Source organism: Natrinema gari JCM 14663, from assembly GCF_000337175.1.
Lineage (GTDB): Archaea > Halobacteriota > Halobacteria > Halobacteriales > Natrialbaceae > Natrinema > Natrinema gari.
Genome location: NZ_AOIJ01000044.1, coordinates 37,565 through 53,589 on the forward strand (window position 1 = coordinate 37,565; position 16,025 = coordinate 53,589).

The window sequence follows — 16,025 nt, forward strand, 5'->3', positions numbered from 1 at the left end:
CAAAACAGGTATTCAATACAGGATACACAATTACCGGGCAACCCTTATAACCTCAATGACTTGCTAAGATGGTTACTCTGAATAGAGATGTGGGCGTATCAGTATAGTTTCCCGTATTCGCGATCAGCGGGGCTACAACAATTCCTTCTGAAGGTACAGTTCCTCTTGCAGCCATCCTATGGATTTTTGTCATGGCGCTCTTCAGGGCGCTTGTGCAACGAAGAGCAGTTCTCGGGTGTGTACCAGCCCTTCTCGGAGGCGTTGCTGGATGTACGGCATTCGGAACGACGACTTCCCCGGAATCGGCTCGAACACAGCAACCACCAACAGAAGTCCGGACATCAATCCCCGAGTCTGTCGATCAGGCGTTCAACGTGACCGTCAAAAAATACACTGAAGGGAGTATCCAACTTCAAGTATCGACGACGCTTACAGGACGCTCAGAGACGCTTACACCCCGCAGAATGGAGCTTAAATTTAATGAGGACAACAAACTTCAAGACAAAGCCGTGATTTCAGACCCGCAGTTTGGTATGTCGATCACGAAAACACTCTCCGGAGAAATTGGTACGGGGGAAAAAGACGTGGGTTTGAGTAGTCACACAGAGTTTGAACCGCGTGGATCGCTGTCGCTGCACTATACGAAACTTCTTCCGAAGAAGTGACAACCGGTCCATTTCTCTGATTCTGAGATAAAAATCGACTGTATACGCACTCTGCATTGAACGTTACTCTACGATCTCCCGTCCGACTCTCATCGAATTCTCGGACGCCATCTTTCGGTCCGTGATTACTCGAAGGTGACGTTCACTATAGGGCAAGCAGTTATCTGAGAGGTACATCGTATGCGAGTTTTTATATTTATTCTTCTCGCACATCAACTTATGGAACGTAAACGCCTCGGTCGCCGTCTCTCGGTTGCGTTACTCGGACTTGGTGNAGTATCGGTATTGACCAGCCAACTAGTGCTGCGTTTGGTACGCTAGCTGTGTTCGCAGGAGCGGCATGCTATCGAATGTGCGATCAGTTGTTCAATACAGACCCCATCACATTCAACCCTGCTGACTCTCGGATATTAGCTATCAATCTTCTACAACTCGGAATAGTCCTTCTTGTTTTCGCTCTCGGGACTCACTTCTTCAGTGATGTTGAAATAGTACTAGAAGATTCCCTTACAGGCCTTCAGACACCGACATATATAGTGTATCTCGGTGTCATCATCGGGATTTCATTGGGTGGAGGTGTAGCCTTTCTCACTTTCCAGTGGGATCAATTCCAAGCTGCAAGTCAAGCAGTCCCGTTCCGAACAATCGGTTTTACCGCCACGTTTGGAACGTATTTCCTATTACTTTTCTCTCAACCACTAGCCGCTTTCGCATATGCTACGGTCTATACACTCAGTCGCCTTCTTGTCCTCCTTGGAATGAGACTACTATCAGAATGGTAAGTTCGTACTCTGTACTTAGCAGACCACGGTATCCTCGATCTGCGTATTTATCCCTACAGAACGTGAGGAATCGCACTATCAGCACGAAAATCAGCTTGAATATCTGCTCAAACGCCCTCGAGCACCGGCTTCGCGGACACCTGGTTGAACCGTCCTCTATCAGTGATTCTCGGGCCCACGGTGACGACTCGACAGCGCTAGCAAATTGCGTGGGCTTGCCGACAGCACTCCGCCATTACACCATTTGGATCGTGCTGTACCGCTGAATAACCGACTTCGGGCGTGTTGCCCACGCGCTGGCTCAGACGTGCGGACAATCCCGAGCGGTGTCCGTAGTCGAGACGTTGACTTCGACGCCGTCTTCGAGGCGCATCCAGGCTGGCAGCTGGGCCGAGGGTTTCTCGAGTTCGAGATCGTTGAGCACTCCTTCGTGGGTTTTCTCGAAGCCTGCGGTCTGGTACTTGTCGACGCCGCCGTCGACGTACCCGAAGGAACAGACGCCGGCGTGGGTGTCTCTCCGGTTCGACAGTTGATCAGTTTCGCTCGACGGTCCAAAGCGCTTCTCCACATCGCTGTCCTTTCCGTTGTAATCCATCGCGACGATGTGGTCTTCACTGGTGAAGTGGAACGACGCCGAACTCCACCCGGAACCAGGCCCGGTCGGACCCGTCGGCCCAGCGATGACGAACTTCGCCGTTTCGCGGGTGCCCGACCCGGTACCGACGAACTGAGACATATCGAATTCGGGCGTGTCGTTGACACCCCATATGTCTCCGTGCTCGTCGGCCCTGGACGTCTCGACATCCTTCTCGTAGGGCACCCCGACGACGTAGCCACCGTTACCGGTGACTTCGATCTGGCAGAACTTCGGCACGTCCGGCATTGGGGCGGCCACCGGATCAAAATTCTCCGGGATGAACTGTGCGCCGAACGCCGCCGGGCCGTCGTCGATCCCGACGCTCTCGAGGTCGTACGTATCGACGCCGATCACTGCCTTGCCGTTCCCGCTGTTGATCGACCCGGAGACGGTCGACCCATAGGTGTTACAAGAGCCGTCGCTCGGCTCCTGTGCGACCGATGGGTCGACATCGGACTTGAACCCGATGTCGAATGACGTCGACTCGTCCAGCGGAACGATCTCGATCTGGTACTCCTTATCCGTGGCCGCAGCGGCCGCGGACTGGCTGGCAATACCTATCCCTGCTCCGACTGTGAGGGCCGTGCCGGCACGCTTGAGGAACCGCCGGCGACCACTCGAGATGTTGTCGCGCATTACATTATGGTATCCCTGACTGTATATATTTAGTGAATGAGTTTCAAGTGATAAATTCTGCTTTAGGAATACTTTAGTCTGTAAACTAACAGACGGTTCATGTTTTCTGAGCAAGACAGACGTGTGAGAAAGCGGGCACCGGGCGTTCAGGCTCGACTATCGGTCGCACGGCTGCTGACCGCGACACGCTGTCTGCATACTCCGGCAAAAGCGCGTTCGTGAGAGCCGCGGTCCCTTCGTCCGACAGTGCTACGTATCCAGCGCGTAGTCGACGGTCACGTTCTGGACGAGCGCTGTCCCATCGGGCATTGGTGTAGTGCGTATTCTATTGGTGACGTATGAGTTTGAACAGTCTGGGTCTCGCTTGATCACTAATGGAGTGTCAGCTCTCGAACTTCATCAGGATCCATTTCTCGGAATCCACTCTCAGCCAGGAGGTCAAGAATGTCTGTGAAGAGTCAGACTTCAGCCTTCGGGTAGTCGTTCGGATCGATCACTGATACCTCCCACGTCCCAGTATCGGTCCGCGTCACCCGCACCGGCTGATCTTTCACGTTGCCNCTATCACTCGCTCGAGCGTCCCATCTGAGCATGGGAGCAGACAACCCGCCACCGACTGACGAGAAGCTTCCCGACGAGATCTACCACGACCGGAATCTCCTCGCGATCGCCTTCGCGAGGGCGATGCGACTCACCTGGGGACCGGACACTGCGGGCTGGTACCGCCACGACGACTGGCCGGTCGTCTGGGTCGACACGCCAGCCGGCCAGAAATCCTGGCACGTCACCCCCGACCTCGAGGATGTCCTCGAGCGCTCACCACTCGACAAGCGTGAGCCGATCGGCGGCTACGACGGCCACNAGGATGTCCTCGAGCGCTCACCACTCGACAAGCGTGAGCCGATCGGCGGCTACGACGGCCACTCGCGGACGCTCAAGAACTGCCGGCTCGCCCGCTATATTACTCGATCCTACTGATGACCGAACGGATCGAGTTCGGATCGAAAGCAGCGGCCGACCAGTTCCGCGACGAGTACGCCGACCACCTCTGTACCGACGACGATCGCCGGCTCAAGACCGTCGCGATCTCCTCGAGCGCGCCCGACCACGTCCTCGAGACGGCGACGATCGAGGCCGCGGCGGGACGCTCGGAACGCGGCGGTCGCGGTGGTCAGGCCGAGCTGACCGACCACGAACGCGAGTCGATCGACTTCTCCCGAACGACGGTCCCCCACGCCAGGAGCGTGAAGGGGTTGATGCTCGAGGAGGGCGTCGACGACTGGCTCGCGTACTACGACCACACGCTCAGCGTCGACGAACACCGGGAGGTAGCCGAGCGAGCGGCCCGCGACGAACGCGGGGATCGGCTCGACGCCGACACCACTGTCGACGATCGCCTCGCCGACCTCGAGGGCGCGCAAGACGAGCAGTGCGGTCACGCTCGCGACCACTGCGAGGACGGCGAGGACGAGGCTTGCGAGTTCCTCGTCGAGGCGTGCGGCTTCGATGAAGACGATGTCCAGGCCCTCGTCGGCGACGCTCGAGGGGACGACCCGCCGGGCGAACTCTACGGCGCGAAGAACCTGGCCTGGCGACGCTACCAGATCGCCGTGGCAGAGGCGAAGGAGGCTGCAGCCGCGATCAACGAACTAAACGATCTTCTCGGAGAGCCGGCGACGGCGTTCCGAGAGCTGGGCCAGCGCGAACTGACGAAAGACGACATCGACTGGTAACACCATGACAGGCTACTACTGCCCCGTCGAGGGGTGCGACAAACACGACGACGAATGGGACGACGACCAACCGCCCTTTGCCTCGAGAGAGGCGGTCAGGAGCCACATCAACGCGATGAGTGGCGACGACCACCAGCGAGCAAGGGACGAAGGGGCCTGGGAAGGGGCCCCGACCAGCAGCGAAGGCGCAGACGGCGACGGGGTCGAAAGCAGCGACGACCAGCAGCCCGAAGCAACCGAGAGCAGCGACGACCAGCCAGACGAGCAGGCAGCAAGCAGCAACGAAGGGGACCAACCCGCCCCCTCGAGCAGCGACACGACCGACGAGAGCACCGACGACCAGGGAGACGAGCACGTGAAACCCGCAGACAGCACCGACCCGTGGGACCCAGACGAGCAGGAAAACGACCAGCAAAAAGGGGCCACTCAAGGGCCCTCGAGCAGCGGCTCTCCCACCTCGAGCAGTCCCTCGATCGGTGGGCCGAGTCTCCGGACAACTGCCATCCTGATCGGGGCGGCCGTCGCCGTAGCGCTCTTGATCCTCTTGTGGCGTCGTCGCCGGTCGAACACGATCGACGCCGACTCGGCCGAGCCGACGCCCGACGAGGACAACTCGAGCGGCAACGGCATCGATCGCGAGGCCGGGGTGGTCTCGTTGACTGACGCCCGAGACGGCGACCGCGAGGACGATTCCGAACCCGAGCCCGAGGACTCCCTCGAGGAAGACGCCTACGCCGAGATCGATCCCGAGATCGCCGAACAAGTCGCGGAAGCCGACGCCCAGGACGCCGACGACGAGGTGGACGTCGACGACCCGGCGGAGGAACCCGACGACACCGACGAAACCACCACTACGGGTGACCGAAAGACGGTCGGCCACGTCTACTGCCGGGCCCTCGGTGCCGGTGCGGCGATCAGCCAGGACCGAATGGGCTCAGGCGTCGACGACCGCTCGGCGGTGATCGACGAGTACGCTGACCTTGCGAAAGAACTCGACCTCGACGAGTACATGGACCAGTGGTACCGGGAGAACCTCAGCGGCAGCTCGGAACTCGGGCCCGGGCAGGGGCTCGTGGCGATGACCTCCCTGTTCGCCGTGATGGTCCTCGTCGAGGACACGGAAATGCTCGACGGCGCGATCGACTCGATCGGCGGAGCCACCGCAGAGGTGGAGGCATGAACCTCCGCGAGGTCGCGACCGGCGGCGACCCGCGGAAGGCCCTCGCAACGAAGTTCTTCCAGAGCAAGCAAGCCGAAGCCTTCCTCTCGATCGTCGCTCACCGCGAGCGCCGGATCATGGAGGCAGTCGCCGATCTCCAGCAAGCCGTCGACGATGACGACCTCGAGCCCCTCGAGGGACTGCCGTCGGTCGACGACCGCGTCGAGCAGATCCGCTCGATGGCCCTCGCGATGATCGACGATTCGCTCCCCTCGTGGTACGTCGAAGAAGCGATCGACATCGATAACGCCGAGGAAGCCGCCCAGTACGCTGACCTCTCTGACGAAGAGTGGCAGACGACCAAAGAGACGTGGGCTGACCGCTACCGCGAGCAGGGCGTCGAGGGCGGCGTCGACGAACTCGCCACGGCCCACGTCCGGACTCGCTTCGATATCGATGACCTCGAGACGTTCCGCGAGGCCGTCGTCGAGTGGCCTGACGACCGCCAGCGAGCCGTCCTCAAGGAAGCACTCGCCGGCGGCCTCGAGATGGCCGAACAGGGGATCCGCGATGTAGCTGATGCCGTCGACTCGGAGGACCGATGAACCTTGCGTTCGGTGCCCGAACGAACTGGGGCAAGTCGTACGGTCTCCAAGCGTACACCGAGCGGAACGCGCCGGAGTACGACCGGACGATCCTCGTCGACTACAAGGACGAGTACACCGGCCTCGTCAAGTCAGGACTCCTGCAGCGGCTCCCGCTCCGACCGGGAACTGACGACCTCTCGCGGGCCGAGTGGCGACGAATCTTCGAGGATAACGGCAGCCTGCAACTCGCCCGTGACGGCATGACTGACGACGCCTGGCGCGAGGCGATCGCGACCGCCATCGCCGCGCTCGCCCAGCTCGACGAACGGACGTTCTTGGGGCTGGATGAGGCCCACCGCCTCGCTCCTCAGCGGGACGGTTACCCCGACGAGTTCGATACACTCGCGACGACGTGGCACGGCGACGGGATGGGTGTTGCGTGGGTCACCCAGCGCTTCGCGAAGCTCGATGAGGACATCGCCTCGCAGTGTCAGGCGTCGATGCTCGGCGGCTTTGGCAGTGGGAACGACCTCGACAAAGTCCGCGGGAGTCGAGTACCCCGCCGATGTCCACAAGGCTGACGCCGAAACTTGTCCGCGGACGCTCCCTGGTGAGTTGCTCGTCGACGGCGAACCGCTCACACTCCGTCGGTTCAGCGACGATGCTGGCAACACGATCGGCTCCGAGTAGATCTACTCGGACGACACCACCCTCAGACGCATCGCCTCACGCGACTGGGCTCTCGAGAGTACCCACTATGGCAGTGACCACGTCCGAATCAAACATCCCTTCGACGACTAATCAGATGCGAACCGATGTCACGCTCCGCGGGAGCAAGGCCGACCAGTTCGAACGGATTCAAGATCACCTTGAGGACCGACGCGGCCACGAACTCTCGCGAGCTGATGTCGTTGGCATCTTGATGGCCGAGTTCGAGCAGGAGCGTGAGACCAGTACTAGTGGCTCCGTTGGGCTTCTCCGTGAATGAGAGAGCCAACGACAAAAAGTAACGCTCGGTCAGTCTTCTACACTATCCGAGTAAGTGCCATCACTACAACTCGTGTTATTCCTCTTCTACGACCGTGACGTTGTCGAAGAATCGTTTGATGTCATTTTCCCAAACGACGTTCATACCGATGGCAAGCGTTATTTCTCCCGAGAGTTCGCTCACCGAGTACGAGTACGTTTTCCATCCGCTGTGATCTTCGATATCATTGTCGCGGTTGAAATCCGCTTCCGAAAGTCCGTCGTCTGGTTTCGCCCCAGCAAAGAAGGCGACTTCTGACATTCGGTTGGCGGAGTTCATTTCACTGTAGACATCAACAGTGACCTGCTCTACGACGGTACCGTCCATCGTTTGTTCGACCCAGATCGTCCCGTCGTCAGCGACGCCCTTAATGTAGAGGCCTAGTGATTTATCGCCATCTGATGCCCTTTGCGAGGCAACTGATGCAGAATGCTCGACTAAGTCAGACGACTCTCCAGGGACTGTTGGAAGGTCTTTTCCTACTGTCCACTCGGTGAGATCTTCCTCGAAAGACGTGTTCTGGAGGGCGTCTTCGGATGGGTTCTGGGGGGTATTCGGGTCCGACGAGTTAGCGGAACCGTCCGAGTCGTCTTCTGGATCATCATCACTCGTACTATCACTTCCGAGGTATCCAGCGGCCCCTGCTGTGAGGGCTCCGCCGAGATCAATCAGGTATTTTCTTCGATGCATCAATAATAGATAAATTCGGCAGAAAAATAAATCTTATACAAGCTAAAGTAGATATTTGAGATACATCGGGAATAATATCGAGATTTCCGCAGCCGTTACTGGCGTTTGCTCGAGGAACAATAGAGGCGATTTCACATTACCAGCGTGGTGTCTCCCGTTGAGAGGCTTACCCGAACGAGAGGTCCCGGCGAACTCATCGTGGCTGACACTGGTCGCGACCGTGACGGCAGTCCGCCGCGGACGCCCGCGGACCACTACCAGGCGCGCCGACTGACTGCGGTCCTAACGCGCTCTATTATGCGAATACGGCCGGTTGGTCGGTCTCGCATGGCGATGAATCTCGATCAGGCCACGCAGGCCCTGACTGACAGCGACGTGTGGATGGATGTCGGAATGGTCGCGGGCGGCTACCTCGCCCCGTACCTCGTCGACACAGCAACTGGCACGATGCTCCCGTCGGAAATATTCGGAATCGGGGGGATGGCCCTCGGCGAGATGGTCGTCAACAACCGTGCGTTCACCCTCGGCTCGGGCGCGTTCGTCGTCCGAGAGGCAGCGGCTCGGTTCAACCTCGAGAACCAGGTTCAGGAGGTGCTGGCCTAAATGAGCCTCTCCCTGTACGCCGCCCTCGGCGACTCGAGCAAGTACGTCGAGACGGAGAGGAACGTCACCGATCAGCTGACGCCGGTGCTCTCGATCACTCCCAAGGACGGCGTCGGCGTTCTCATCCGCAACGCGGTCGACATGGGGAGCAAGGTCGGTGTGCCGATCTACGCGAAGCTTCGCGACGCCAACGGGAACCCGCTTCCCGCAGACACTCGCGTCGCGCTCGGCTACGAAGCTCCGACCGACGAGAGCATTCAGGTCGTCTCCGACCCGAAGTCGACGATCGCGAGCTACATCAAGAACTCCGTCTCCGACCAGCAGGACGACCGCAAGGTCGACGCCGTCAAGCACCAACTCAAGGGCAGCAAGCTCGAGGTGCGGGACATCGACGAAGCGTACATTCTGGTCGATTCGTCGGCGCAGATCGACCACGCCCAGAGTGAGATCTACTTCGAGGAATCGGCGCTGGCGGAGGTGGACCTCGAGTAATGGCGATCAAACACAAGCTCAAGTCGGCAAACTGGGTTCCTGGCAGCGTCACCCTCCGCGAGTTCGAGACCCAGGCCGGCACGCCCGGCGAGGCGAGCGTTGTCGCCGAGACGCAGGTCGGCCGCCCGCTCCAACTCCGAGACGACGAGGACAGCGAGCTACGGCTCGTCCTGCCGGCTCACGAACATCGCACGACCAACGGGTCGGCAGACGATCAGGAGACCTTCGAACTCGATCACAACCTGCTCGAGTGCCCGACCACCGAGTCGTTCGTCCTCTACGAAGACGGCGCGGTCGTTGATCCGGATAGCATCGACTACGACGCCAACGCCTTCGACTACACGTCGGCCGGAACGGAGACGGACCTCGACGTCTTCTATGTTCCACGCGATCCGGCGTCGGTCGAGATCCGCAAGACCGCACCCGGAGCGGGTGGCAAGGTCAACCAGACGCTCAAGGAGGCACAGACGGCGATCCTGCACACTCGCGACCAAGCTCAGCAGGAGATTCGGTTCGGCTTCGACCGAACCCCGCTGCAGCCGTACGTCCCCCGGAAGTTCCGCCTCCAGGTCGTCGTCGACGCGCCGTACACAGTCGCGTTCGAGGCCCCCGAGCGAGCCAACGGGACGCCGCGAGCGAACAACGCCCTGCTGTCGCTGCCGCGGCTCCAGACCGAGGCCCGCATCGAGGGCCTGGGCGCGGCCGTCAAGCAGGACATGATCGGAGTCCGGGGGTGATCCCCCGTGCAGGGCGGCTTATCCGACGGCACCGGACCCGGCGAGCTTGCGGTCACCGCGACGGGAACGTCGTCGAAACCGACCGCGGCCTCGAGGCCGGCGAACCAGAACCAGACCCAACCCCAGCAGCCCCCAAAGAGCCCGACGGCGCGACTCGTCTACGGGACGCGGTGGACCCAGGACGATATCACGATCGCCCTGTTGGCGCTGCAGGCGGTGCTGCTGGTGTTCGTCACGATTCGATCATGATCGGACACATACAGGGGCGTATGAGCCCCACCGACAGTATCGATATGGAGGTGAACTAGATGCCGGGACCTGCGGCGGCGCTGGCTGCTGGTGAGGCAGCCGATCAGGCCGGTGATGTCGCGGAGCCGGCTGCGGAGGCGGCGAAAGAAGTCTCGGAGAGCATGAGCGACGCGGCCCAGAACAGCCGGGGCTTCAACATCGCGATGGTCATCGCCGCGCTCGTCATCGGCTACATGATGTACCGGGTCCTGGGGATGATGAGTGCCCCAGGTGAGACGATGGATGGAATCGGTGACTCGCTCGGCAATATCGTCGACGGCACGACCGACGCGGCCGATGAAACCGGTGGTGCGATCGGCGATCTCTGGGGTGGCTCAACCGATGCCGCTGGCGGGATCGGTGGTGCGATCGGCGATATCTGGGGTGGATCGACTGACGCAGCCGACGGGATCGGCGACGCTGTCGGCGATGTCTGGAGCGGCTCGACCGACGCTCTCGGTGATATCTGGGGCGGGTCGACCGATGCTGCAGACGGTGTCGGTGACCTCGTCGGTGACGTGACCGGCGGCCTCTGGGACGGGGCAGGTGACACCGCAGACGGCGCTGGCGATTTCGTCGGAGACGTGACCGGTGACATCTGGGATGGCGCAGGCGACACTGCAGACGGCGCTGGCGACCTCGTCGGCGACGTGACCAGCGGTCTCTGGGGCGGCGCAGGTGACACCGCAGACGATGCTGGCGGTGCCGTCGACGACGCAACCGACGCCGGGAGCGACGTGATCGATGATGCGGCCGACGCCGGGGGCAACCTCGTCGACGATGCGGCCGACTTCGCTGGAGGGCTGATCTAAGATGGAACCCACCGCGCTGCTCAATCAATTCGGCTTCCCGACCGTCGCGTTCCTACTCATATTCAAACTCTATCGGGAGGAACGCGCCGGACGCCGGGAAGAGCGGAGCAAGTGGCTCGAGGCGATCCAGGAACACACGGCTGCCGTGCGCGATCTCCGGCGAGATGTCCGGACGGTCGCGACCGACGGCGGGAGCGAGCAGGAGGGGGCTGACTCATGATCGAGTCGTCAACGGTCGGTCCCAACAGCCCGATCGAGCGGGTTCTCGCCGACTACGGCGTCGACGCCTCATCCTGGGGCGAAGCCCTCCTCGAGGACGATACCGAGCGGTTGTTACTCGCGCTGTTGCTCGAGCATCGGGGAGAGAACGCAGTCGAGGCTCTCAACCCTGAGTCGGACGACAATCGGGAAGCGGCGTATTTCGTGACCGAAGAGCCGCTTCCCGTGACCGCGACCGACGAGGAGCGTCTCAACTGGGGGTTCCCAGCCACCTCGGTGACGATCTGGGGATTCACCGAGCCGATTTACGTCGCGTTCCGCTCGGACGGCGACTTCCGAAAGATCCCCCTCGAGCCGGGCAACGCGCCGTATCACGAGGCCCCACAGGGCGGGCTTGGAGCCTCGAGCGTCTGGATTGGCAAGCGGAGTAGTGAGACGAACGACACGCAGGTCCTCGTGAAAGCCAACAAATGACTGTTATCGGAGAGAAAACGGCAACCTGGTCGACGCTACTGGACGATCTCGCTGGGGCACTGCTGACGTTCTCGAATTGGTCGGACGCCGATAGCTACGTCGTGAACGACGGCACGGCCAAATCCGACAACTACGACGATTCGAGTCCGTCGGAGAACGACTGGCACAACAACGGACGGGTACTGCAGGACTCAAAGACGGGTCTCTACCTGCTCATGTACCTACACGGAAGCTATAACATCGATGGCAACTATTGGTCCGGAGTTCGGTTCGTACTGTCGACGGACTGGGAGTCGGCCGAGCACCACCCTGCCGGATACACGACGATCGAAAGCGGCGACGCACGGGACGGACTCAGAGAGTTCGTCGGCAATCAACGTCCTCAGAGCTACGATGATCTCAACACCGACAAAGACGGTCTCGGATTCGGAATCTGGGGCAGCAGCAACAGCCTCATCGCCTCGACGCTCCGCGAGACTGAGATCAGCTATCTGCTGGCCGTCAATGCGGACGGCTTCAATTCGGGGGTCTGGAACGACAACGACGGCAACGACGGCATTGCGTCCGTGACGTTCTACGACTACCTCAGCGACCGGTTCTTCGATGATCCCGGTGCACCGCTCGCGTTCGGTGTCACGTCGTCGATGGACGACAACGTCCACGGCTACGGCTTCTCCTCGTTCCACGGCTCGAATGGCGGCACTCGCGATCGCGTGGGGTATGGCGGGTCCGCGATCGAGGAAGCCGACTGGGGGATCATCAACCCGTCAAGCGAGGACGATACGTTCTTCTTCCGCTATCCAGCGGTCTTCAAGAACTCCGGCCAGACCGTGCCGGTAGCCTACGTCAGAGAAGTCATCCCGAACGACACGGAGGAAGGCGGTGCCCACGGCGACGACTTCAGCCATGACGGTACCGATTACAAGAACTTCAAGCAGTCAGGTGCGAGTAGCTCGAATCCCGTTAGTCTCGGTCTCAGGCACGAATAGGTATGGTGACGCTGACCACCTCCTCGGCACTGGGTGATGGAGGGATAGCGATCGTGCCGGCGAGTGACTTCAACAGCACGCGCCTCGGACCGACGGTCACCCCGTCTCGCCAGACAGTCGCGTTCGATCCGACCGCCGGGGAGGGAGTGAGCGCAACGAGTAGACGAACACGAGCCGCTGCCGGGCCGACGACCACGGCACCGGCGATCTCTGCCGCGGACACCACCACAGCCCGACGCAGTCCGACGGTACAACCGACCCGGCAGACCGTCCCGTTCACACCCTACGCGATCGGGTTCGATACTCGGGAGGCGGTCTCGAGAGCAGGGTCGGGGGGTCATATTGAACGGACGACGCTGATCCCGGGGTCGTACTTTCGGACTCTCGAGGGGGTGGCTGTCGATACGGACGGGAAGCCGATCGGAAACGCGAAGTACATCATGGCGATGAGGGATCTCCCGACGGTCGGTCCGGTCGCAGACGACGGGACGTTTAGCGTCTACACGCTCCGATCGGACTACGACGACTTCATCCTCGTCGCGAGTTCCGGCCGGGCAGATGTCGACTACACCTGGTACACGCCGATCGATGTCGAGATCGGCCCGACCGACAACGATGTCGTCCTCGTCTTTGAACCTCGCGAATTGAACGGGCTGTATGCTGGAAACAACACCAGCATGGGTGGTTCGCTTCGATAATCTCTTCAGCGATTCTGTTGGAAGTCGAAGTATAGTTCAGAGCTATCCCGTTCAGTACGGATCTCGATAAAGAGCCGGTCATTACGTTCGTCGTCGTCCTGAAGTGCTGGATAGAAATGATACGTATCGGTCGTCGCAGGTGACTCTTCTAAGCCGACATTCACAATGTAGGTGTCGCTCTCGAGGATTTCATCTTCGACGCGTTTGGATGCTACTCTGTCCACTGGAGGAGCAGATAGTTTGTACTGATCCTTCACTACGACCGCATCTACATAGTCATCTGCATCTGCGCGGAGGATCTCAAGGATCAGTTCATGCTCTTGTGAGTCAAAATTGAGAAGAGTCAATGAGAGATAAGACGGTTCCGAGGATAGACGGCTACACCCTGAAAGGGCGGCCATACTGAGACTCCCACCGAGAGAAAGTGCGGTTCTCCGACAAATTTGCATTCGATTCGGCGTACCAAGGATAGAATATTAAACCCTTGGACCCCTCGATCGGAGAAAGATCCAGTAGAAAATCAGCAGAAGAGATTATGCGATTGCCTTTTCGCCAGCTTCGACCACGTCTTCGCCGTCAGTGTAGCGCATCGGTGGGACGACGATCCAGACGTTCTCATGACCTGTCGCCACCGAGATGTAGTCCATACTTTTGAGCGGCTTGATGATCTCGTCGAGAACAGCACTCTTGGGCGTGCTGTTGTCGTAGAGCTTGTTTTTCGCTGTCTCGAGTTTGACCCGTCGCTTGATCTTATGGGGTGCAGACGCTCTCTCGTGGAGCATCCGGTAGGCTTCAGCGAGCCGCTCGTCATCGGGAAGTATCGGCTGGGGTTCGTTCAGATCACCCTTTGCCTCAACTTCTTTCTCGACCAGCTCGCGCAGCTTCTCGCTTCGATTCATATCCTCGCGGTCGGCGATCTCGTCGAGCGTCTCGAGCAGCTCGTTGGGACAGCCAAACGAGACGCGACTCGAGGGGTTGTGATCCATCCGACCCATCAGTGGCTCACCCCGATTTGCATATCCCGTGAATACGGGGACGGCGTCGGGATAGGCAGTTCGTATGCAAGGGGGGTGGGGACCCGTACGGAGAGGGTTATCGCGCGGGTGTGCGTGCGCGTCATGCGCGACCCTCCACCTCCCGCTCGTAGTCGCGTGACCGTTCGATCGCCGCGTCGTGGGGCTCCCCCTCGAGCGCTTCGTTGGTCGCGTGGCGCATCTCGTGTTCGTCGTCGGGGCTGCCGTCGGTTGCCTCGACATTGATCAGTCCAAGGAAGTCGGCCTTCCGGAGCGTGCAGAGATGAGCGCACGGGCCGTCGTGGTACTCCCAGCCTTTGCAGTCACACCGCCCAATGTACTCGGCGTCCTCGAGGCCGAGCGCGCAGTAGTGGACGCTCTCGCCGTCTCTGAGCGTCACCTTGTAGCCGAACCGGCCGAACGATTCGATCAGCGCCTCGCGTGGATCCGCTTGAGCCCACGACTCCGTGTCACTGTCGCGTTCAGTCAGGAAGTCGAGAGGTCCACCATCTGATGGTGGCTGGAAGGTACTCACGCCAACCACCCCGATTTCCTTCGATCTAATCGCCGGACGGCGTCGACCCGGTTGATTTCGAAGGAATCACTCAGATTTTTGCCCGGTTGTTTCCGGGATTGTGTCTCGAGCAAATTGTCGACTCGACCGTCAGCGATACGATTTAGCGGATAGTTCGAAATGTCAAAACAGCGAGATGGACTCGTCGGGATTTGAACCCGAGGCCTCTTCCTTGCGAAGGAAGCGATCTACCACTGATCTACGAGCCCTCGCCCGTTCCTAACCCCGGTTTCTATTTGTAGCTTGTGTTTCGAGGGCAGCGCGGGACACGACACCACGGGTCCCGTGATCGCGGCGGCGTCCGGTCATCGGCTGTCGATCGAACGGCCACGAGTGCGTCGCGTCCAGTGACGTGGCATTCACCGAGTGACCGACCGTCTCAGTCGTCAGCACCGGGTCTCAACCGCTCACGGAGTCTGAGAGCCCCCTCGAGCCGACGGCGAGGACGCGAGCGCGTCCGCCGACGACTCCGACCAGGAAGCCGGCGAAGTGGGCGATCAGCGCGACGCCGGGTGCGGCAGTCGCGAGTGTGACCGCGGTCGCGAGCCCAAGAACGACGAGGACCGCGAGCCACTGTGGCACGTCGATGAACGAGGCCAGCCCCGTCGAGAGCCGGTTCGACGCGACGAGATAGCCAAGCAGGGCGAAGACGGCACCGCTGGCCCCGAGAACGGCCGTCGGCGCGACGGGGACGAACGGCAGCGAAGCGAAGACGCCGGTCAGAGCGACTTGGGCAACCCCGGCGATCGCGCCCGTACTCGCGAAAAAGGCGTGAAAGCGCCACCGTGTCGTGGCCCGCGCGACCGGCCAGCCGAAGACGAGCAACGCGAGGGCGTTCGAGACGAGATGGCCCAGCCCGCTGTGGGCGTACACGCTCGTCACGATCGTCCAGGGGTTCGTCGTCAGCGGCGGCGCGAGGACAAAGAACGTGCCCATCACACCCGCGAACGCGGTGATCCCCTGAGCGGCGAAGACGACCGCGAAGGCGACGAGCACCTCAAGCACAGGGCTGCTCGAGCCCGCGTCCGATCCGCCCGATCCCGGATCGGACCGGACACCGGACCCCGACGATGACCGCGAGTGTCTCGCCATACGGGTGGGTGCGACGGCGAGCGACAAAAGTCCCGGCACTTACTGGTCGGGGGGCCGAGCCGACGGCATTCGAAGAGCGTGTGTGGGGAGTGTGGTGACGCCGGGGTAGCCGGTGGCT

General features: G+C 60.8%; 22 protein-coding genes and 1 tRNA gene. 16 read left to right on the plus strand and 7 right to left on the minus strand.

What is annotated here, in order from left to right; translation table 11 throughout:
* The first annotated feature begins 212 nt into the window (after nucleotides 1-212).
* Nucleotides 213-665 carry a hypothetical protein gene (locus C486_RS20905; RefSeq protein ID WP_152419133.1) on the plus strand — a complete coding sequence of 151 codons (453 nt, stop codon included), beginning with the start codon at nucleotides 213-215 and terminating at the stop codon, nucleotides 663-665.
* Between the two features lie 1,083 nt (nucleotides 666-1,748).
* Here C486_RS20905 and C486_RS07310 read toward each other — a convergent pair.
* Nucleotides 1,749-2,720: a hypothetical protein gene (locus C486_RS07310; RefSeq protein WP_008454686.1), complete on the minus strand. Its 972-nt coding sequence runs from the start codon at nucleotides 2,718-2,720 to the stop codon at nucleotides 1,749-1,751.
* Between the two features lie 591 nt (nucleotides 2,721-3,311).
* On the opposite strand from C486_RS07310, the gene C486_RS07315 reads away from it, so the two are divergent.
* The 6 genes from C486_RS07315 (at nucleotide 3,312) to C486_RS07345 (ending at nucleotide 7,187) form a co-directional block, all read left to right on the plus strand.
* Entirely contained in the window at nucleotides 3,312-3,698 is a 387-nt protein-coding gene (locus C486_RS07315) for a hypothetical protein (protein WP_008454688.1), read from the plus strand.
* A complete protein-coding gene (locus C486_RS07320; RefSeq protein ID WP_008454689.1) occupies nucleotides 3,698-4,453 on the plus strand; it encodes a hypothetical protein in 756 nt (251 codons plus the stop codon). The genes C486_RS07315 and C486_RS07320 overlap by 1 nt, the downstream gene beginning before the upstream one ends.
* Before the next feature lie 4 nt (nucleotides 4,454-4,457).
* Entirely contained in the window at nucleotides 4,458-5,633 is a 1,176-nt protein-coding gene (locus C486_RS22260) for a hypothetical protein (protein WP_008454690.1), read from the plus strand.
* Nucleotides 5,630-6,217 (plus strand): hypothetical protein, encoded by a 588-nt coding sequence (locus C486_RS07335; RefSeq protein ID WP_008454691.1) that lies wholly within the window; start codon nucleotides 5,630-5,632, stop codon nucleotides 6,215-6,217. The genes C486_RS22260 and C486_RS07335 overlap by 4 nt, the downstream gene beginning before the upstream one ends.
* Nucleotides 6,214-6,780, plus strand: coding sequence for a hypothetical protein (locus C486_RS07340; RefSeq protein WP_241432475.1), 567 nt, complete (start codon nucleotides 6,214-6,216; stop codon nucleotides 6,778-6,780). The genes C486_RS07335 and C486_RS07340 overlap by 4 nt, the downstream gene beginning before the upstream one ends.
* A 224-nt stretch (nucleotides 6,781-7,004) precedes the next feature.
* On the plus strand, nucleotides 7,005-7,187 hold the full coding sequence (locus tag C486_RS07345; protein WP_008454693.1) for a hypothetical protein: 183 nt from the start codon (nucleotides 7,005-7,007) through the stop codon (nucleotides 7,185-7,187).
* 75 nt (nucleotides 7,188-7,262) lie between these two features.
* On the opposite strand, the gene C486_RS22265 is transcribed toward C486_RS07345, so the two are convergent.
* Complete coding sequence (locus tag C486_RS22265) at nucleotides 7,263-7,916, minus strand: hypothetical protein (RefSeq protein WP_241432476.1); 654 nt, start codon at nucleotides 7,914-7,916, stop codon at nucleotides 7,263-7,265.
* Nucleotides 7,917-8,243: 327 nt separating this feature from the next.
* Between C486_RS22265 and C486_RS07355 the strand changes: the two genes are divergently transcribed.
* From C486_RS07355 to C486_RS07395, 9 genes are read left to right on the plus strand one after another with little or no spacing between them, the layout of a single operon-like run.
* On the plus strand, nucleotides 8,244-8,519 hold the full coding sequence (locus C486_RS07355) for a hypothetical protein (protein WP_008454708.1): 276 nt from the start codon (nucleotides 8,244-8,246) through the stop codon (nucleotides 8,517-8,519).
* Nucleotides 8,520-9,011, plus strand: coding sequence for a hypothetical protein (locus C486_RS07360; RefSeq protein ID WP_008454709.1), 492 nt, complete (start codon nucleotides 8,520-8,522; stop codon nucleotides 9,009-9,011).
* A complete protein-coding gene (locus tag C486_RS07365; protein ID WP_008454710.1) occupies nucleotides 9,011-9,748 on the plus strand; it encodes a hypothetical protein in 738 nt (245 codons plus the stop codon). The genes C486_RS07360 and C486_RS07365 overlap by 1 nt, the downstream gene beginning before the upstream one ends.
* 6 nt (nucleotides 9,749-9,754) lie before the next feature.
* Nucleotides 9,755-9,997, plus strand: a complete 243-nt coding sequence (locus C486_RS07370) for a hypothetical protein (protein ID WP_008454711.1) — start codon at nucleotides 9,755-9,757, stop codon at nucleotides 9,995-9,997.
* A gap of 59 nt (nucleotides 9,998-10,056) precedes the next feature.
* Nucleotides 10,057-10,848, plus strand: coding sequence for a hypothetical protein (locus C486_RS07375; RefSeq protein ID WP_008454713.1), 792 nt, complete (start codon nucleotides 10,057-10,059; stop codon nucleotides 10,846-10,848).
* Between the two features lies 1 nt (nucleotide 10,849).
* Nucleotides 10,850-11,068 (plus strand): hypothetical protein, encoded by a 219-nt coding sequence (locus C486_RS07380; protein WP_008454715.1) that lies wholly within the window; start codon nucleotides 10,850-10,852, stop codon nucleotides 11,066-11,068.
* Entirely contained in the window at nucleotides 11,065-11,541 is a 477-nt protein-coding gene (locus C486_RS07385) for a hypothetical protein (protein WP_008454717.1), read from the plus strand. The genes C486_RS07380 and C486_RS07385 overlap by 4 nt, the downstream gene beginning before the upstream one ends.
* Entirely contained in the window at nucleotides 11,538-12,530 is a 993-nt protein-coding gene (locus tag C486_RS07390; protein WP_008454722.1) for a hypothetical protein, read from the plus strand. Before C486_RS07385 ends, C486_RS07390 begins: the two co-directional genes overlap by 4 nt.
* Nucleotides 12,531-12,532: 2 nt before the next feature.
* Nucleotides 12,533-13,228 carry a hypothetical protein gene (locus C486_RS07395; protein WP_008454727.1) on the plus strand — a complete coding sequence of 232 codons (696 nt, stop codon included), beginning with the start codon at nucleotides 12,533-12,535 and terminating at the stop codon, nucleotides 13,226-13,228.
* Between the two features lie 5 nt (nucleotides 13,229-13,233).
* Here the strand turns inward: C486_RS07395 and C486_RS07400 are convergent, their stop codons facing one another.
* From C486_RS07400 to C486_RS07420, 5 genes are all read right to left on the minus strand, one after another.
* On the minus strand, nucleotides 13,234-13,629 hold the full coding sequence (locus tag C486_RS07400) for a hypothetical protein (protein WP_083866011.1): 396 nt from the start codon (nucleotides 13,627-13,629) through the stop codon (nucleotides 13,234-13,236).
* 132 nt (nucleotides 13,630-13,761) lie between these two features.
* The gene (locus C486_RS07405; RefSeq protein ID WP_008454731.1) at nucleotides 13,762-14,223 is read right to left on the minus strand and encodes a ribbon-helix-helix domain-containing protein; all 462 of its coding nucleotides are present in this window, start codon (nucleotides 14,221-14,223) and stop codon (nucleotides 13,762-13,764) included.
* A gap of 121 nt (nucleotides 14,224-14,344) precedes the next feature.
* Nucleotides 14,345-14,776 carry a hypothetical protein gene (locus C486_RS07410; RefSeq protein ID WP_049910252.1) on the minus strand — a complete coding sequence of 144 codons (432 nt, stop codon included), beginning with the start codon at nucleotides 14,774-14,776 and terminating at the stop codon, nucleotides 14,345-14,347.
* Between the two features lie 176 nt (nucleotides 14,777-14,952).
* Nucleotides 14,953-15,024 (minus strand) — tRNA-Ala (locus tag C486_RS07415).
* A 190-nt stretch (nucleotides 15,025-15,214) separates the two neighbouring features.
* Complete coding sequence (locus C486_RS07420; protein ID WP_049910254.1) at nucleotides 15,215-15,907, minus strand: rhomboid family intramembrane serine protease; 693 nt, start codon at nucleotides 15,905-15,907, stop codon at nucleotides 15,215-15,217.
* Nucleotides 15,908-16,025: the final 118 nt, after the last annotated feature.